Source organism: Kosakonia sp. Marseille-Q7440 (assembly GCF_965119485.1).
Map to the genome: position 1 here is coordinate 796,052 of NZ_CBCPLT010000002.1, position 17,987 is coordinate 814,038.

The 17,987-nt window shown below is 56.1% G+C and carries 17 protein-coding genes; 9 read left to right on the top strand and 8 right to left on the bottom strand.

From position 1 onward, the window contains the following. Positions 1 to 149 precede the first annotated feature (149 nt). The 3 genes from ACWPW2_RS17725 (at position 150) to ACWPW2_RS17735 (ending at position 4,627) form a co-directional block, all read left to right on the top strand. Complete coding sequence (locus ACWPW2_RS17725) at positions 150 to 887, top strand: 1-acylglycerol-3-phosphate O-acyltransferase (RefSeq protein WP_042718002.1); 738 nt, start codon at positions 150 to 152, stop codon at positions 885 to 887. A gap of 70 nt (positions 888 to 957) precedes the next feature. Continuing rightward, positions 958 to 2,370, top strand: a complete 1,413-nt coding sequence (gene ftsP, locus ACWPW2_RS17730) for a cell division protein FtsP (RefSeq protein WP_023480892.1) — start codon at positions 958 to 960, stop codon at positions 2,368 to 2,370. 121 nt (positions 2,371 to 2,491) lie between these two features. Beyond that, positions 2,492 to 4,627, top strand: a complete 2,136-nt coding sequence (locus tag ACWPW2_RS17735; protein WP_454124433.1) for a YgiQ family radical SAM protein — start codon at positions 2,492 to 2,494, stop codon at positions 4,625 to 4,627. Between the two features lie 115 nt (positions 4,628 to 4,742). Here ACWPW2_RS17735 and dkgA read toward each other — a convergent pair whose 3' ends face one another. Next, positions 4,743 to 5,570, bottom strand: coding sequence for a 2,5-didehydrogluconate reductase DkgA (gene dkgA, locus ACWPW2_RS17740; RefSeq protein ID WP_454124435.1), 828 nt, complete (start codon positions 5,568 to 5,570; stop codon positions 4,743 to 4,745). 102 nt (positions 5,571 to 5,672) lie between these two features. After that, entirely contained in the window at positions 5,673 to 6,836 is a 1,164-nt protein-coding gene (gene yqhD / locus ACWPW2_RS17745; protein WP_454124437.1) for an alcohol dehydrogenase, read from the bottom strand. A gap of 193 nt (positions 6,837 to 7,029) precedes the next feature. Here yqhD and ACWPW2_RS17750 point away from each other — a divergent pair, with 193 nt between their 5' ends. Next, positions 7,030 to 7,929, top strand: a complete 900-nt coding sequence (locus ACWPW2_RS17750; protein WP_454124439.1) for an AraC family transcriptional regulator — start codon at positions 7,030 to 7,032, stop codon at positions 7,927 to 7,929. Between the two features lie 32 nt (positions 7,930 to 7,961). Here the strand turns inward: ACWPW2_RS17750 and ACWPW2_RS17755 are convergent, their stop codons facing one another. Both ACWPW2_RS17755 and metC read right to left on the bottom strand, forming a co-directional pair. Then, on the bottom strand, positions 7,962 to 8,621 hold the full coding sequence (locus tag ACWPW2_RS17755; protein ID WP_042718012.1) for a DedA family protein: 660 nt from the start codon (positions 8,619 to 8,621) through the stop codon (positions 7,962 to 7,964). A 117-nt stretch (positions 8,622 to 8,738) separates the two neighbouring features. After that, a complete protein-coding gene (gene metC, locus ACWPW2_RS17760; RefSeq protein WP_454124441.1) occupies positions 8,739 to 9,926 on the bottom strand; it encodes a cystathionine beta-lyase in 1,188 nt (395 codons plus the stop codon). A 240-nt stretch (positions 9,927 to 10,166) separates the two neighbouring features. Here metC and exbB point away from each other — a divergent pair, with 240 nt between their 5' ends. Further along, on the top strand, positions 10,167 to 10,898 hold the full coding sequence (gene exbB / locus ACWPW2_RS17765; RefSeq protein WP_023480942.1) for a tol-pal system-associated acyl-CoA thioesterase: 732 nt from the start codon (positions 10,167 to 10,169) through the stop codon (positions 10,896 to 10,898). Between the two features lie 6 nt (positions 10,899 to 10,904). Further along, entirely contained in the window at positions 10,905 to 11,330 is a 426-nt protein-coding gene (exbD, locus tag ACWPW2_RS17770) for a TonB system transport protein ExbD (RefSeq protein WP_042718016.1), read from the top strand. A gap of 52 nt (positions 11,331 to 11,382) precedes the next feature. On the opposite strand, the gene ACWPW2_RS17775 is transcribed toward exbD, so the two are convergent. The 3 genes from ACWPW2_RS17775 to ACWPW2_RS17785 form a co-directional block, all read right to left on the bottom strand. Then, positions 11,383 to 12,279 carry an SDR family oxidoreductase gene (locus ACWPW2_RS17775; RefSeq protein ID WP_454124443.1) on the bottom strand — a complete coding sequence of 299 codons (897 nt, stop codon included), beginning with the start codon at positions 12,277 to 12,279 and terminating at the stop codon, positions 11,383 to 11,385. 67 nt (positions 12,280 to 12,346) lie between these two features. Beyond that, positions 12,347 to 12,802, bottom strand: a complete 456-nt coding sequence (locus ACWPW2_RS17780; protein ID WP_023481016.1) for a hypothetical protein — start codon at positions 12,800 to 12,802, stop codon at positions 12,347 to 12,349. Position 12,803: 1 nt separating this feature from the next. Further along, on the bottom strand, positions 12,804 to 13,208 hold the full coding sequence (locus ACWPW2_RS17785) for a hypothetical protein (protein WP_454124445.1): 405 nt from the start codon (positions 13,206 to 13,208) through the stop codon (positions 12,804 to 12,806). 103 nt (positions 13,209 to 13,311) lie between these two features. On the opposite strand from ACWPW2_RS17785, the gene ACWPW2_RS17790 reads away from it, so the two are divergent. Beyond that, the gene (locus ACWPW2_RS17790) at positions 13,312 to 13,818 is read left to right on the top strand and encodes an ESA_00282 family adhesion-associated protein (RefSeq protein ID WP_454124447.1); all 507 of its coding nucleotides are present in this window, start codon (positions 13,312 to 13,314) and stop codon (positions 13,816 to 13,818) included. An 86-nt stretch (positions 13,819 to 13,904) separates the two neighbouring features. Further along, positions 13,905 to 14,399: a TIGR00645 family protein gene (locus ACWPW2_RS17795; RefSeq protein WP_124967260.1), complete on the top strand. Its 495-nt coding sequence runs from the start codon at positions 13,905 to 13,907 to the stop codon at positions 14,397 to 14,399. A gap of 68 nt (positions 14,400 to 14,467) precedes the next feature. On the opposite strand, the gene ACWPW2_RS17800 is transcribed toward ACWPW2_RS17795, so the two are convergent. After that, positions 14,468 to 15,508: an aldo/keto reductase gene (locus ACWPW2_RS17800; RefSeq protein WP_023480944.1), complete on the bottom strand. Its 1,041-nt coding sequence runs from the start codon at positions 15,506 to 15,508 to the stop codon at positions 14,468 to 14,470. A gap of 828 nt (positions 15,509 to 16,336) precedes the next feature. Between ACWPW2_RS17800 and ACWPW2_RS17805 the strand changes: the two genes are divergently transcribed. After that, a complete protein-coding gene (locus tag ACWPW2_RS17805) occupies positions 16,337 to 17,986 on the top strand; it encodes a methyl-accepting chemotaxis protein (RefSeq protein ID WP_454124450.1) in 1,650 nt (549 codons plus the stop codon). Position 17,987: the final 1 nt, after the last annotated feature.

The window sequence follows — 17,987 nt, forward strand, 5'->3', positions numbered from 1 at the left end:
TATTCGCAGATTGCGATTAACAATACGTTCTTTTTAAAGGCCGCATAACACAAGCCCGAACCGCATCGCGGTCAGCGAGGCGCAGCCAGCATCAGCGGATTTACGCTGGCGTGTATATAATGCTCAGGGTATGGGCTTCAGAGGTCGCTATGTTATTTATTTTTCGTGTCATCATCATCGTTATCTACTCCATTCTGGTCTCGTTATTCGGCTCGATTTACTGCCTGTTCAGTCCAAGAAACCCAAAACATGTCGCCACCTTCGGCCATCTTTTTGGTCGCCTTGCGCCAGTGTGCGGGCTGAAAGTGGAAAGACGCTTGCCGCCGGGCGCGGATAAGTTCGGCAACGCTATCTATATTGCTAACCACCAGAACAACTACGATATGGTCACCGCCTCCAGCATCGTGCTGCCGCCGACGGTTACCGTGGGTAAAAAGAGCCTGCTGTGGATCCCGTTTTTTGGTCAACTCTACTGGCTGACCGGCAACCTGCTGATTGACCGTGATAACCGCGCCAAAGCGCACGGCACCATCGCGCAGGTCGTGAAGCAGATCCAGAAACGCAACATCTCGGTCTGGATGTTCCCGGAAGGGACCCGTAGCCGCGGTCGCGGCCTGCTGCCGTTTAAAACCGGTGCGTTCCACGCCGCGATTGCCGCCGGTGTGCCGATTATTCCGGTCTGCGTCTCCACCACCTCGAATAAAGTGAATCTTAACCGCCTGAAGAATGGGCTGGTGATTGTTGAAATGCTGCCGCCGGTGGATGTGACGCAGTTCGGTAAAGATCAGGTTCGCCAGTTAGCGACCCACTGCCGCGAACTGATGGCGGCAAAAATCGAAGAGCTCGATAAAGAAGTGGCAGAACGCGAAGCCGCCGGTCGGGTATAAACGTCAGTTGTGAGCAAACCCGGAGGCGCACACCCTCTGGCGTATTAAGTCAGTATTACTCGGAGCAAATATGTCACTCAGTCGGCGTCAGTTTCTTCAGGCTTCCGGCGTTGCGCTATGTACCAGCGCAGTGCCGCTGAGGGCGAATGCTGCCGGGCAGCAACCGCCGCTGCCCGTTCCGCCGCTGCTCGAATCGCGGCGCGGACAGCCGCTTTTTATGACGCTCCAGCGCGCGCACTGGTCCTTTGTAAAAGGCACCCGCGCGCCGGTTTCCGGCATCAATGGTCGCTATCTCGGGCCAACCATCCGCGTGTGGAATGGCGATGACGTAAAGCTGATTTACAGCAACCGGCTGACGGAAAACGTGGCGATGACCGTGAGCGGCCTGCAGGTGCCAGGCCCGCTGATGGGCGGCGCGGCGCGCATGATGAGCGCCAGCAATGACTGGGCACCGGTGCTGCCGATTCGCCAGAGCGCTGCGACATTGTGGTACCACGCCAATACGCCGAACCGCACCGCTGAGCAGGTCTATAGCGGGCTGGCGGGGATGTGGCTGGTGGAAGATGAGATCAGCAAAGCGCTGCCGATCCCCAATCACTACGGCGTGGATGACTTTCCGGTCATCATTCAGGATAAGCGGCTGGATAACTTCGGTACGCCGGAGTACAGCGAGCCGGGCAGCGGCGGCTTTGTCGGCGATACCCTGATGGTCAACGGCGCGCAAAGCCCGTTTGTCGAAGTCTCCCGCGGCTGGGTGCGCCTGCGTCTGCTCAATGCCTCCAACTCCCGACGCTATCTGTTGCAGATGAGCGATGGCCGTGCGCTGCATGTTATCGCGGGCGATCAGGGCTTCCTGCCCGCGCCGGTGTCGGTCAAACAGCTCTCGCTGGCGCCCGGCGAGCGGCGCGAAGTGCTGGTCGATATGACCAACGGCGATGAAGTCTCGATTACCTGCGGCGAAGCGGCGGGGATCATGGATCGGCTGCGCGGCCTGTTTGAGCCGTCGAGCATCCTTATCTCTACGCTGGTGCTGACGTTGCGTCCTACCGGCCTGCTGCCGCTGGTGACGGATACGCTGCCGATGCGCCTGCTGCCTGCGGATCTGATGGCCGGTTCGCCGTCGCGCAGCCGGGATATGACCCTTGGCAGCGATCCGGGTATCAATGGTCAGCTGTGGGACCCGCAGCGCATCGATGTGACCGCCCAGCAGGGCACCTGGGAGCGCTGGACGGTGCGCGCAGAGATGCCGCAGTCGTTCCATATTGAAGGCGCGATGTTTATGCTGCGCAGCGTCAACGGCGCGCTGCCGTTCCCGGAAGATCGCGGCTGGAAAGATACCGTCTGGATTGACGGCCAGGTGGAACTGCTGGTGTGGTTTGGTCAACCTTCGTGGCCGCACTTCCCGTTCCAGTTCCAGAGCCAGACGCTGGAGATGGCCGATCGCGGCTCGGTCGGGCAACTGCTGGTCAACCCGGCTCCGTAACACTCCCCAACCCGGCGGCGCTCTGCCTGCCGGGTGCTGAAAAAACCTCCTTCTATTCCCACACAAAGAGGGCGTATAATCGCCGCCCTTTGACTCCCTTTTTATCTTTTCTGGAAGCACGATGAGCGCACTCTCCCTGATCCAGCCGGATCGCGATCTTTTCTCCTGGCCGCAGTACTGGGCAGCCTGCTTCGGCCCCGCGCCTTTTCTGCCGATGTCGCGCGAAGAGATGGATGAACTCGGCTGGGACTGCTGCGACATCATCCTGGTGACCGGCGATGCCTATGTCGATCACCCGAGCTTCGGCATGGCGATCTGCGGAAGGATGCTGGAAGCGCAGGGCTTTCGCGTCGGCATCATCGCCCAGCCGGACTGGAGCAGCAAAGCGGACTTTATGCGCCTCGGCAAACCGAACCTCTTTTTCGGCGTCACCGCCGGCAATATGGATTCGATGATCAACCGCTACACCGCCGATCGTAAGCTGCGCCATGACGATGCCTATACGCCGGATAACGTGGCTGGCAAACGCCCGGATCGCGCGACGCTGGTTTATACCCAGCGCTGCAAAGAGGCGTGGAGAGAGGTGCCGGTGATCCTCGGCGGGATTGAGGCAAGCCTGCGCCGCACCGCCCATTATGATTACTGGTCTGATACCGTGCGCCGCTCGGTGCTGGTCGATTCGAAGGCGGATATGCTGATGTTCGGCAACGGCGAGCGCCCGCTGGTGGAAGTGGCGCACCGCCTTGCCGCCGGTGAGCCGATCGGTGAGATCCGCGATGTACGCAATACGGCGATCATGGTAAAAGAGGCGCTGCCAGGCTGGAGCGGGGTGGATTCCACCCGCCTCGACACGCCGGGGAAGATCGATCCGATCCCCCATCCGTACGGCGAGGATCTGCCCTGCGCTGATAATAAACCCGTTGAGCCGCAGGCCGCGAAACGCGTGACCGTGCAGCCGCCGCGCCCGAAGCCGTGGGAAAAAACCTATGTGCTGCTCCCCTCTTACGAGAAGGTGAAAGCGGACAAAGTGCTCTATGCCCATGCGTCACGCATTCTGCACCACGAAACCAACCCCGGCTGTGCCCGCGCGCTGCTGCAAAAGCATGGCGATCGCTATATCTGGATCAACCCGCCAGCCATTCCGCTCTCCACCGAAGAGATGGACAGCGTCTTTGCGCTGCCTTACCAGCGCGTGCCGCATCCGGCCTATGGCGAGAGCCGTATTCCGGCCTACGACATGATCCGCTTCTCGATTAACATCATGCGCGGCTGTTTTGGCGGCTGCTCCTTCTGCTCCATCACCGAGCATGAAGGGCGCATTATTCAGAGCCGCTCCGAGGATTCGATCATTAATGAGATCGAAGCGATTCGCGACACGGTGCCCGGTTTTACCGGAGTGATCTCCGATCTTGGCGGGCCGACGGCCAATATGTATATGCTGCGCTGCACCTCGCCGCGCGCCGAGCAGACCTGCCGACGCCTCTCCTGTGTCTACCCGGAGATCTGCCCACATATGGACACTAACCATCAGCCGACCATCGATCTCTACCGTCGCGCCCGCGATCTGCGCGGCATCAAGAAGATCCTGATCGCCTCCGGCGTGCGGTACGATCTGGCGGTGGAAGATCCGCGCTATGTCAAAGAGCTGGCGACGCACCACGTTGGCGGCTATCTGAAGATTGCACCGGAACATACTGAAGCGGGGCCGCTGTCGAAGATGATGAAGCCGGGCATGGGCAGCTATGACCGCTTTAAGCAGCTTTTCGACACCTACTCGAAGCAGGCGGGCAAAGAGCAGTATCTGATCCCCTACTTTATCTCTGCGCACCCCGGCACGCGTGATGAGGATATGGTGAACCTGGCGCTGTGGCTGAAGCGCCACCGTTTTCGTCTCGATCAGGTGCAGAACTTCTACCCGTCGCCGCTGGCGAACTCGACGACGATGTATTACACCGGCAAAAATCCGCTGTCGAAGATCGATTACAAGAGTGAAGAGGTGGTGGTGCCGAGAGGGGATAAGCAGCGTCGCCTGCATAAAGCGCTGCTGCGCTACCACGATCCGGCTAACTGGCCGCTGCTGCGCCAGGCGCTGGAGACGATGGGGAAAAAGCACCTGATTGGTTCCCGCCGCGAATGCCTGGTGCCTGCGCCAACGGTTGAGGAGATGCGCGAAGCGCGTCGCCAGAGCCGCAGCGCGCGACCGGCATTAACCAAACATACGCCGATTGCGCAGCAGAGGAAAAAAGCGACGCGATAAGGTAATTTGTAGGCCGGATAAGGCGACGCCGCCATCCGGCATCGGCGGTGAGAGTGCCGGATGGCGCTTGCGCTTATCCGGCCTACGCGTACTTCCAGCCTACGTTTAACGGCTTTTAACCGCCGAACTGATCCGGGTCTGGGCCCAGGCGTTTGCCCTCATCCAGTTTGGCGATTTCGCTCAGTTCATCCTTATCGAGGCGGAAATCCCAGACGTCAAAGTTCTCAACGATGCGCGCATGGGTGACCGATTTCGGGATCACCACCAGGCCGCTGTCGAGATGCCAGCGAATAACGATCTGCGCCGGGGTTTTGCCATATTTATCCGCCAGATCGCGAATGATTTTCTGATCGAATACGCCTTCACCACCCTGTGCCAGCGGGCTCCAGGACTCAGTCTGGATCTTGTGCGTCGCGTTCCAGGCATGCAGCTGGCGCTGTTGCAGCAGCGGATGGAGTTCAATCTGGTTAATCACCGGAATGACGCTGGTTTCATCGATGAGCTTTTGCAGATGGTGGGTCTGGAAGTTACAGACGCCGATACTCTTAATCAGCCCCTGCTGTTGCAGCTCAATCATCCCTTTCCAGGCCTCGACATAGTGATCGATTGCCGGCACCGGCCAGTGCATCAGATAGAGATCGACATAGTCGAGCTGAAGCTTCTCGAGACTCTCTTTAAAGGCCTCGGCGGGGCGTTTCTGATCGTCATTCCACAGCTTGGTGGTGATGAACAACTCTTCACGCGGCACGCCCGCGCTGGCTAAGGCTTTACCAACACCCTCTTCGTTCTTGTAAGCCGCAGCGGTATCGATAGAGCGATAACCCACTTCCAGTGCTTTATGGATGGCGGTAACCACTTCCTCGTTGCTCGCTTTCCACACGCCAAGACCCAGTTGCGGCATCAGATTGCCGTCAGCGAGTTTAATCACCGTTGGATGTGTCATGCATTTCTCCTTTCGCTAGGCTTACCGGGACAGGCCCGGTAAGCTGGTTTGCATTAAGTGTGGTCGAAAAACCCAAAAACGAAAGCCGGGGTGGAGAAGCGCTTAGCGCGCGGCTTCGTAGATGCGGCGGCTCACATCCAGCGTAATATCCTGATGCTCGCCCAGCGCCGTCATGCCGTGCTCTTCCAGTTTAGCCAACAGCGCCGGAATGGAGCTGCCGTCGAGGCCGTAGCCGGAAAGACGCGTTGGTACACCCATACGCTCGAAGAAGTCGCGCGTGGCGGTAATTGCCGCGTCAATGCGCTCATCGTCGCTGCCTTCGGTGATATTCCACACGCGTGCGGCGTATTGCAGCAGTTTTTCGCGTTTGGTGTCGCGTTTCTCATTCCACAGCGCAGGCAGTACCACCGCCAGCGTTTGTGCATGATCCAGCCCGTGCATCGCCGTCAACTCATGGCCCAACATATGGGTGGCCCAATCCTGCGGCACGCCCGCGCCAATCAGACCGTTCAGCGCCTGGGTCGCCGCCCACATAACGTTGGCGCGCACGTTGTAATTCTCCGGCTCCAGCAACGCTTTCGGGCCATCTTCAACCAGTGTCAGCAGAATGCCTTCAGCGAAGCGATCCTGAATTTTGGCATCCACCGGATAAGTGACGTACTGCTCTACAGTATGGACAAAGGCGTCAACAACGCCATTCGCCACCTGACGCGGGGGCAGGGTGTAGGTGTAAACCGGATCGAGCACCGCGAAGACCGGCTGTACGAAGCGGGAGTGGAACGCCTGCTTATCACCGGTCGCTTTACGGGAAACCACCGCACCGGCATTGGATTCAGATCCGGTGGCTGGCAGCGTCAGCACGGAACCCATCGGAATGGCGCTTTTGATCTCGCTGCCGCGGGTTTGCAGAATGTGCCACGGATCGACGCCCTCGGCGTAGTGGGCCGCGGCTGCGATAAATTTGGTGCCATCCAGCACTGAACCGCCACCGACCGCCAGCAGGAAGGTGATCTTCTCATCGCGCACTACCTGCACCGCTTTCATCAGCGTTTCGTAGGTCGGGTTCGGTTCGATACCGCTGAACTCGCGCACGTCCATTCCGTCCAGCGCGCTGTAAACCTGATCAAGCACGCCGTTTTTCTTCACGCTGCCGCCGCCGTAGGTGATCAGCACGCGGGCGTTGTCAGGGATTTGCGCGCGCAGTTCAGCAATTGCGCCTTTGCCAAAAAGAATGTTCGTTGGGGTATGCAGATTAAAGTTATTCATTGCTCGTTCCCTTCTTATGAGGTGAAAAATCTGAAGCGGCAGGCCGCCCGATGCCGATCATTGTGGGCGCGCGGGTGCACAGGCTCAATGCACATTCCTGCCGATGTCTTGCCTGTTTCTCTATCTGGCTGGAGAAATGTCACAAAAGTTTGCACACTAGAGCGGTTAAAACTGGCCGCCGGAGTGGCAAACCATGAACCGTGAAGCGATCTGCCTGCATCTGACTGAAAAAGTTAAAATACTGAAAAATAATGAAAATAGACTGAGCACGCTGCTGCCGGATATTCGTCTGCTCTATGGTACGCAGCCCGGTACCCGTACGCCGGTGATGTATCAGCCGGGGATCGTGTTTCTCTTTTCCGGCCATAAAATCGGGTATATCAACGAGCGCGTCTTTCGCTATGACACCAACGAATATTTGCTGTTAACGGTGCCGCTGCCCTTCGAGTGTGAAACCTTTGCCACGCCGGAGGTGCCGCTGGCGGGCATTCGCCTTAATGTCGACATCCTGCAATTGCAGGAGCTGCTGATGGATATCGGTGAAGATGAGCATTTTCGCCCGGAGAACGCCGCCAGCGGCATTAACTCGGCGGTGTTATCGGAGGAGATCCTCTGTGCGGCGGAGCGTCTGCTGGATGTGATGGAGCGGCCGCTGGACGCGCGCATTCTGGGTAAACAGATTATCCGCGAGATGCTCTACCACGTGCTGACCGGCCCGCGCGGCGGTGCGCTGCTGGCGCTGGTGAGCCGTCAGACCCACTTCAGCCTGATTAGCCATGTCTTAAAGCGCATTGAGAGCCAGTACACCGAAAACCTCAGCGTCGACCAGTTAGCGGCGGAAGCAAACATGAGCGTCTCGGCGTTTCACCATAACTTCAAATCGGTGACCAGCACCTCGCCGCTGCAATATCTGAAAACCTACCGGCTGCACAAAGCGCGGATACTGATGGTGCACGATGGCATGAAAGCGAGCGCGGCGGCGATGCGTGTCGGCTATGAGAGCCCATCGCAGTTCAGCCGCGAATTTAAGCGTTATTTCGGCGTGACGCCGGGAGAGGATTTGGCGCGCATTCGCACCATGCAGGGGGCATAAAACTGGCCCTCTTCATGGAAGAGGGCGGTGGCTCAGGCGTTGCTGAACTTCTTCTTTAGCACGACGGTGACGGCACCAATCAGGCCGACCACCAGCAGGAACAGCGGCAGCACCATTAAAAAGGTCATCACCTGATCTTCGTGGCGCTTCACAAATGGGATCATGCTAATGGCGTAGCCGAGCGAGATCACCACGCCGACCCACAGCAGCGCGCTCAGCCAGTTAAAGAGCTGAAAGCGGCGGTTCGACAGGCCAGAGATACCGGCCATCGTCGGCAACAGGGTGCGGATAAAGGCCAGAAAACGCCCGGCCAGCAGCGCCAGCAGGCCGTGACGGTCAAACATGCAGGTGGCGCGCTCGTGATACTTCACCGGCAGCTGTGCCAGCCAGCTTTTGACGATACGCGTATTGCCCAGCCAGCGACCCTGGACATAGCTCAGCCAGCAGCCAAGGCTGGCGGCAGAGGTGAGGATCAGCAGCGTTGAGACGAAGTCCATGCAGCCGCGCGCAATCAGCGCCCCGGCGAGCAGCAGTAAGCTGTCGCCCGGTAAAAATGAGGCAGGAAGCAGGCCGTTCTCTAAAAAGAGCGTGGCAAACATCACGAGATAGACAACGCCGACAACGTGCGGATCGGCCAGCGCAGCAAAGTCGTGATGCCAGAGCGCAGCAATAATATCTTGAATAACAGCCATGGGCTTTCCTGTGGAACCGCGTAGAGGAGGCTATTGTACTCCACTTCGCCAAAAAGACCTCGATCCGGGGCGCAACAAAGGGAGAATATTCTTACTTTTTGCCCCGTTAATCATGGTTTACACGATGCGCTGAAAGCCTGCCACTAAATCACCGATAAGATCATCAACGTTTTCTAAACCAATGTGCAATCGGATCAGCGTGCTGTCGAAGTCGACACGGCCTTCCGGGCGAATAGCGGCGATATGCTCAGGCTGGTTGGCGAGGATCAGCGATTCAAATCCGCCCCATGAATAGGCCATGCTGAAGAGCGAGAAGTTATCGAGGTAGTTCGCCAACTCTGCATCGTTTAAACGCTTGTTGAGCACAAAGGAGAAGAGGCCGCTGCTGCCGCTGAAATCCCGCTTCCAGTACTCATGCCCTTTACTGCCCGGCAACGCCGGATGATTGACCTGCGCCACCTGCGGATGCGCCTCCAGCCACTCGGCAATTTTCAGGCTGCTTTCGTGATGCTGGCGTAAACGCACCCCCAGCGTGCGCAGGCCGCGGCTGGTCATATAGGCGGTATCCGCATCCAGCATCTGCCCCATCAAATAGGCGTTTTCCCGCAACTGCTCCCAACAGCGGGCGTTTGCCACGGCGGTGCCAACCATCGCATCGGAGTGACCAATCAGGTATTTAGTGCCCGCCTGAATCGAGATATCGATATCAAACTCCAGCGCCTTAAACAGCACGCCCGCCGCCCAGGTGTTATCGATCATAATGATGGCCTCCGGCGCGACGCTGCGCACCGCCTGCACGATAGCGGGAACATCATGCACTTCCATGGTGATGGAGCCGGGCGATTCGAGGAACACCACTCTGGTATTGGGTTGCACCAGCTGCACGATGCTTGAGCCAATCATTGGATCAAACCAACTGGTGGTAACGCCCAGTTTAGCGAGAATTTTTGTGCTGAAATCTTGCGTCGGTTCGTAGGCGGTATTGGTCATCAATACATGATCGCCCTGTTCGACAAAGGCCAGGATGGTGTTTGCCACCGCCGCCGCGCCGCAGGGGAAGAGCGCACAACCCGCACCCCCTTCCAGTTCACACATCGCCTCTTGCAGCGAGAAGTGGGTTAGCGTCCCGCGACGTCCATAGAAAAGCTCGCCGTTGGCGCGGTTGCGCGTGGCGTGCTTTTTCGCTTCCACCGTTTCAAACACCAGGGAGGAGGCGCGCTGAATCACCGTATTCACCGAACCCTGAGTATACTTTTTGCTCCGCCCGGCATTTACCAGCGCGGTATCAAGATGTTTCGCCGTCATGTCTGCTCAACCTGTTTTTATACGTCTGGATGTCCAGACTACCATGATTGCGAAATGATGCATCAGAGGCGGTGAATTTTTCTATAAAACCAGCAGACGCGCCGGTTTACTGCGTCAACGCAAGGAAATAGCCGGTTGTGTTGTGCACTATGTAAATACTAATGAGAACTACTATCAATTCGACGACTTTTTGCTATTATGGCGCAGTGTTTTTTGTGATTTGCGTCCCGGAGAAACAGAGTGGGTAATAATTTGATGCAGACGGATCTTTCCGTATGGGGTATGTATCAGCACGCCGATATCGTGGTGAAAATCGTGATGATCGGTCTGATTCTGGCGTCAGTCGTCACCTGGGCGCTTTTCTTCAGTAAAAGCGTTGAGATCCTCGGGCAAAAGCGCCGTCTCAAGCGTGAACAGCAGCAACTGGCTGATGCCCGCTCGCTGGATCAGGCTACCGAGATCGCCTCGACCTTCCACGCCCGCAGCCTGAGCGCGATGTTGATCAACGAAGCGCAGAACGAGCTGGAACTCTCTGCAGGCAGCGAAGATAACGAAGGCATTAAAGAGCGCACCGGTTTCCGCCTTGAGCGACGCGTAGCGGCAACGGGCCGTCATATGGGGCGCGGCAACGGTTTCCTCGCCACCATCGGCGCGATTTCGCCCTTTATCGGTCTGTTTGGTACCGTCTGGGGCATTATGAACAGCTTTATCGGCATCGCGCAGACGCAAACCACTAACCTCGCGGTTGTCGCGCCGGGCATCGCTGAAGCACTGCTGGCAACGGCTATCGGCCTGGTCGCCGCTATCCCGGCGGTGGTGATCTACAACATCTTTGCGCGCATGATCGGTAACTACAAAGCCAACCTCGGCGATGTTGCAGCGCAGGTGCTGCTGCTGCAAAGCCGCGATCTGGATCTGGCCGCCAGCAACGCGCAGCCGGTTCGAACCACCCAGAAATTACGCGTAGGTTGATTGGCTATGGCAATGCGTCTTAATGAAAACCTCGACGATAACGGCGAAATGCACGAAATCAACGTCACGCCGTTTATCGACGTGATGCTGGTGCTGCTGATTATCTTTATGGTGGCGGCGCCGCTTGCTACCGTTGACGTTAAGGTCAATCTGCCTGCCTCTTCCAGCCAGCCGCAGCCGCGCCCGGAAAAACCGATCTATCTCTCCGTGAAGGCGGATAACAGCATGTTTATCGGCAACGATCCGGTGACGGAAGAGACGATGATCAACCAGCTGAACGCGGTGACTGAAGGGAAAAAGGATACCACCATCTTCTTCCGCGCTGATAAGACCGTCGATTACGAGACGATGATGAAAGTGATGGACAGCCTGCACCAGGCGGGCTATCTGAAGATCGGTCTGGTAGGGGAAGAGGTCGCGAAAGCGAAATAACCCGCGAACGAGATAAAAAAAGCTGGCCGAAGCCAGCTTTTTTTATGCCTGCTTAGCTAAGATGCTCGCCACCCGTCACGCCATGCACCTCCGCGGTGACATAGCTCGACTCCTGGCTTGCCAGATAGACATAAACAGGTGCCAGCTCGGCTGGCTGACCGGCGCGTTTAAGCGGCGTCTGCTGGCCAAACTCCGGCAGTTTCTCCTGCGGCTGACCACCGGAAATTTGCAGCGCGGTCCAGATTGGCCCTGGCGCAACACTATTCACGCGAATGCCTTTCTCAGCGACCTGTTTTGCCAGCCCGCGGGTGTAGTTGAGAATAGCCGCTTTGGTCGAGGCGTAATCAAGCAGGTGCGTGCTTGGCTGATAAGCCTGAATCGACGAGGTGGTAATAATGCTACCCCCGCGCGGCATCAGCGGAATCGCCTCCTGGGTGAGCCAGAAGAGCGCGAAAACGTTGACCTTATAGGTATAGATAAACTGCTCGCTGCTGAGGTCTGCAATATCCTCAATCGCGGTTTGCGTGCCCGCCACCAGCGTCAGCACATCCAGGCCGCCAAGCTGCTCTTTCGCTGTGTGCGGCAGGGAACGGGCAAAAGCTTCATCGCTCAAATCGCCCGGGATCAGCACGGCTTTGCGCCCGGCTGCTTCAATCTGCTCTTTCACCTGCTGCGCATCTTCCTCTTCGGCAGGAAGATAGTTGATAGCGACATCCGCGCCTTCTCGGGCATAGGCAATCGCCGCCGCGCGACCAATACCGGAGTCGCCGCCGGTCACTAACGCTTTACGACCTTTCAGCCGCCCGCTGCCGACATAGCTCTTTTCACCGCAATCGGGAACCGGTTCCATTTTCGCCTGCACGCCGGGGAAGGGCTGCTTCTGCTTAGGATATTCACCGGTGTAGTACTGGGTGGTCGGATCCTGGATTTTTGTCTGGTCAGTTGCCATTAAGTATCCTCCATATCGGTTGCTTAGACCTTAAGGATAGAAGTTCACGCTGACTTCGCAGACAAATTCAGGATTTTCTTGATCCGGTGGGGTGGCTTCCCTTGCTGGTCACTTTGGCAGGCTTTTCGCTCACCGCCACCGTCTGCACTGTCGAGGTGCGGTATACGCCCTCACTCAGTTTACGGCTCCAGCGCAGTGTCGCGCTTTCGCGGCTGACCAGGTGCTGATAGTTAGCCTCCAGTCGGCCCATGATCTTTTCGCGCAGCTCAGGGTGCTGTTCGATAATGGCGGCAATCGCTGCGCCGTAAATCTCCTCTTTCACCTGCAAGGGGTAAATTTCACGGCGGTTTTGCCACTTCAAACGCACCAGCGCCGCAGGAATCGAGACTAAATCCTGGGCAATGCGTTGAATGGTCTCGTTTTTACTCTGTACCAGCGCATCGATATTTTGCTTTAAGATAAATTCGTCGCTTTTGCTTTCGCTGTAATTGATATAGACGTTATTATTTTCAATTTCAGCCACGTTATTCATCCCCAAGTTTATAAAAGATTGGCTCATCTTTTTCGCGGGTAATCAGATTAAGCCAAATCTCATTACCTGCCTCGTTAATAGTTTGTGTCTTATCGGAAATTATTTTGCTCAGAGTCTGAGCATCAATCTCACCTTCGGCTTGCAAATCATTAAGTAAACGCGCAAAGGTTTCAATTTTAACGACCCGGAATAAGCGCTCTTTAATATGGCGATCGTGCTCTTCAAGCAGCATATTACGTGATTGCCCGCTGCGGCTGGCGTTGGCTAATATATTTTGCGCGTGCTCAGAAAGTGGGCCAATATCCTGAGGAAAATCAGGATCTTTTCCCTCTGGTGCTGCCCCGGTTTCAACGGCAGAAAGATGAAAGCGCGCCGGGACAAGGTTCTCGGGAAGCATTTCTATTATCCTTTACTATTTAACAGGGGAGAGAATATTAAGGGGCGAGGTTCGTTGACAATATCATGAGGCAATTTTAAAATCAAAAAAAAGGAGTCTGCCGATGGACAGTATTTTGTATTCTGTTATTACTTTATTGCTGCTAACGGGCGGCGTTTTATTATTGATGCATGAGTACAATAAAAAGACTCCCCTTAGTGAAATTAATGAGCAAGCACCACAGTTAACACCGCTGTCAAAAGAAGAGGGCGAAGATCATTTTTCGACGTTAATGAACGCGATTACCCCGGAGTGGTACTGGCGCGTTAACCATGAATATATCGATTTTTTGCAAGCGACGATTAAGCGCATGAAGATGGCGGAGATAAATAACACGCCGGGTTTATTTGAAGCCCAGCGCCGTTGCAGCGATCTCAATTCCGCGGTGTATAAGTATTACGACAACATTAAAAAACGCTGCGTTAATGGTGAAAAAGTCTCGCCGAGCGATCTGGATGTGCTCAACCTGCGCCAGTGTTTCCATGAGTTCAGCACCGAAGCTTATCCTGCGCTGGTGGTGCTGGTTTGGCCGGAGAACCAGCGTCCGTGGGTTGATCCCGCCGAGGTGTAGTTTAGTCCGTTGGAGTGTTGCAAAAGGCTGACGGTGTCAGGCTATACTGAGCGCCGGTTTAGCTATCTGACGAGACACTACGGAACATGGAACGCTTTCTGGAAAACGCAATGTACGCTTCGCGCTGGTTGCTCGCCCCGGTCTATTTTGGCCTCTCTCTTGCTCTCCTGGCGCTGGCCATCAAATTCTTCCAGGAGATTATTCACGTTATCCCTAACATCTTCTCGCTGGCAGAAGCGGATCTGATCCTCACGCTGCTGTCGCTGGTGGATATGACGCTGGTCGGCGGTCTGCTGGTGATGGTGATGTTCTCCGGCTATGAAAATTTTGTTTCGCAGCTGGATATTGGCCCGCACAAAGAGAAGCTGAGCTGGCTGGGGAAAATGGATGCCACCTCGTTAAAAAACAAAGTGGCGGCGTCGATTGTCGCCATTTCGTCGATTCACCTGCTGCGCGTCTTTATGGATGCGAAGAACGTCCCGGATAACAAGCTGATGTGGTACGTGATTATCCACCTGACGTTTGTGCTCTCCGCTTTTGTGATGGGCTATCTGGATCGTCTTACCCGCGGCAAGCATTGATTTTTGGTGGAGCCTGGGCCGGATAAGCGCAGCGCCCCCGGGCAAACTGCGCCTCCGGCACGTCACTTCTATTTATCTGACGACGCCTGCCACAGGTTCAGCTCCCCGTCGGCCACATGCTTATCAATTTGCGCCAGTTCATCGGCGCTGAAGCTCAGGTTGTTTAACGCCTGCACATTCTCCTCCAGCTGCTCCGGGCGGCTGGCCCCAATCAAGACCGATGTCACACGGCTATCTTTTAACAGCCAGCTTAACGCCATCTGCGCCATCGACTGCCCACGGCGTTCAGCCATCTCATTCAGCAGGCGCAGGCTGGCGAGATTGCTCTCGGTGAGCATCTTCTCCGTCAGGCCACGCACCTTTTTGCCTTCACGCTGCATGCGCGACCCTTCGGGAATACCGTTGAGATATTTGCCTGTCAGCAATCCCTGCGCCAGCGGCGTAAAGGCGATACAGCCGACGCCGTTCTCCTCAAGCGCGTCTAGAAGCCCGGTGTTATCGACCCAGCGATTGAGGATGTTGTAGGAGGGCTGATGGATAAGCAGCGGCACTTTCCACTCGCGCAGTAGCGCGGCCATCTGCTGCGTACGCTCCGTTGAATAAGAGGAGATGCCAACGTAGAGCGCTTTGCCGCTCTGCACCGCCTGCGCGAGCGCGGCGGCTGTCTCCTCCATCGGGGTTTTCTCATCCACGCGGTGTGAGTAGAAGATATCGACATAGTCGACGCCCAGACGCTTAAGGCTCTGATCGAGGCTGGCGAGCAGATACTTGCGCGAGCCGCCGGAGCCATACGGGCCAGGCCACATATCGTAGCCCGCTTTGGTGGAGATAATCAGTTCATCGCGGTAGGGGGCAAAATCGTCGCGCAGCAGGCGACCAAAGTTCTCCTCCGCGCTGCCGGCGGGCGGGCCATAGTTATTCGCTAAATCGAAGTGGGTGATTCCCAGATCGAACGCTTTACGCAGCAGCGCGCGCTGCGCATCGAGTGCGTTGACGTGACCAAAACTGTGCCATAAACCGAGCGACAGGGCGGGCAGTTGCAGACCGCTTTTGCCGCAGTACCGATACTGCATCTGTTCATAACGCTGAGGGTTGGCGAAGCCGGGCATGATCTCTCCTCTCGTATCTGGCGGTGCCTGATGGTTTTGAAACAACGTTTCTATCTTACGTGCGATCGCCTGTCAGCAAAAGCTTCGCTGAGCGGAAGGCAAACAGAGGCCACAAATAATGTTCTGTGTGAGCCTTACACTGCTGCTTAATTCTCTTCATGCGTGGCTTAAATCTGCGAAAATTCCTGGGGAGCGAGGGTAAAAAGCCGCAACCCTTTTTCCTGCCAGCATCGCAAAAGGCGGTGAAATATAAGAAGAAGCGATGGCATTACGCGTAATAAAAATGAGCTTAGTATCACGACGGTCAGCCCGCGTGACGGCAGGGCGCATGGTTATTAGCTTTTTGCGTTGATAACGGCGCGTAAAGTCTTGCGGGCAGGGCTCTCAGATAAGCGCCTTAAAACGCACTGTTATTAATTATTGAGTTCTTTGTGAGGCGGGTTAAATAAATTAAATTCGTCGAGAATTGTTGGTTTCTCGTTATTAATAATTTTATAAAATTCTGTCTTTTAATATTTTAAGCAAACAAACTTTTATTTTTATACCGATAAATTCAAACTGTGCCAGCTATCCCCTTTATTCTCGTTTTTCATATTATCTGTTTTTAATCAATAAGTTAGATTTGTTGTGCAAGCTCGTTTGCGCAACAAAAAGTTAGCAGAATAACCATTTAATAGGTGACAAAATTTGTGATAGCCATAAAAAAAAGAGGCCTCTTTTTTACATAAATATTTTAAACCGACCATACAACTTCCCAAAAGTGTGCCGATAAAAGTGATAACTCTCGCCCGCAGGCGAGGGTCTACCTTCACCGCAAGGATTAAAATTATGAATATGCTTCGTAACTTCACTATACGCGCTGTGTTGCTGGTGATCCTCGGGATCTTCAGCGTGCTGTGGTCTGGCGTCGGTCTGTATAGCGTTTCTTCTTTGTCAAAAGTTGCCGATGGTAATGAAATCGACCGCCAGCTGGTGACGCAAATGACGCTTCTGAGCCAGGGCAACGATCAATACTTTCGCTTTGTGACGCGCCTCAGCCGCGTGATGGAAGCCAAAGCAGCGGGGGGAACGCCGGACATGGCGCCCGCGCAACAGGCGCTGGATAACATGGCAAAACGCCTTGCCGACTTCAAAGCCGTTTCGCCAGGGCCGATGGATCCGAAAGTCTCTGAAGAGGTGATCGCTGGCTGGCAGGCGTTGCTGGAGCAGGGCGTCAACCCGCAGATGCAGCTGGCGCAGCAGGGCTCGCCGGAAGCCTATCGCGCGCAGGCCAATAATGTTACGCCTGGTTTGAGCCGCAACTTTGGCGTGGCGACCGAGAGTTTTAACAAAGCCGCTGGCGTGATGCTGGATGAAACCCGCGTGATGGTCGATCACCAGACCAGCACCACCCGCACGGCGATCATTATCGCAATAGTGCTGGGCCTGCTGATCCTGCTGTTTACGGATCGCTACCTGGTCACCATGCTGGTTAAACCGCTGACCCGTATTCGCGAGCACTTCAAACTGATGGCGCAGGGCGATCTCAGCCAGCCGCTGGAAGATATGGGGCGTAACTGCGTCGGCCAGGTGATCCCGCTGCTGTTAGCGATGCAGGATAGCCTGCGTGAAGCGGTAAGCAGTATCCGCCACGGCAGCGAAAACATCTGGCGCGGCGCAACGGAGATCTCCACCGGCAATAATGACCTCTCCTCGCGTACCGAAGAGCAGGCCGCCGCGCTGGAAGAGACGGCCGCCAGCATGGAGGAGTTAACCGCTACGGTGAAACTGAACGCCGACAACGCCAGCCAGGCGAGCGAGCTGGCGGAAGTTGCCTCGGCCACTGCCAGCAAAGGCGGTGCGCTGGTGAAAGAGGTGATCAACACAATGGACGGTATCTCCGGCAGTTCGAAGAAGATTGCCGAAATTACCACTGTTATTAACAGCATCGCTTTCCAGACCAATATTCTCGCCCTTAACGCGGCGGTAGAAGCGGCGCGAGCCGGTGAGCAGGGCCGTGGTTTTGCGGTGGTGGCCGGGGAAGTACGTAACCTCGCCAGCCGTAGCGCGGGCGCGGCAAAAGAGATTGAAACCTTGATCGCCGACTCCGTCTCGCGCGTTGAGAAAGGGGCGCAGCTGGTCAACGACACCGGCACCACGATGGAAGGCATTCTGCGCGCCGTGCGTGAAGTGACCACCATTATGAAAGAGATTGCCGCCGCCTCTGCCGAGCAGAGCAAAGGGATCTCGCAGGTGGGCGTTGCCATCACGCAGATGGATAACGTTACCCAGCAGAACGCCTCGCTGGTTGAGCAGGTGTCAGCTGCCGCCGCTGCGCTGGAGCGTCAGACCGAAGAGCTGCAACGTTCTGTGCAGAAGTTCCGCCTGACTGGTGAAGAGGAGCATAAACCCACCGCTGCCAAATTGGTGAAACCTGACATGAGCCGTGGCAGTGCCCGCAAACCCGGCGCATCGTCCGATGAGTGGGTCGCATTCTGAT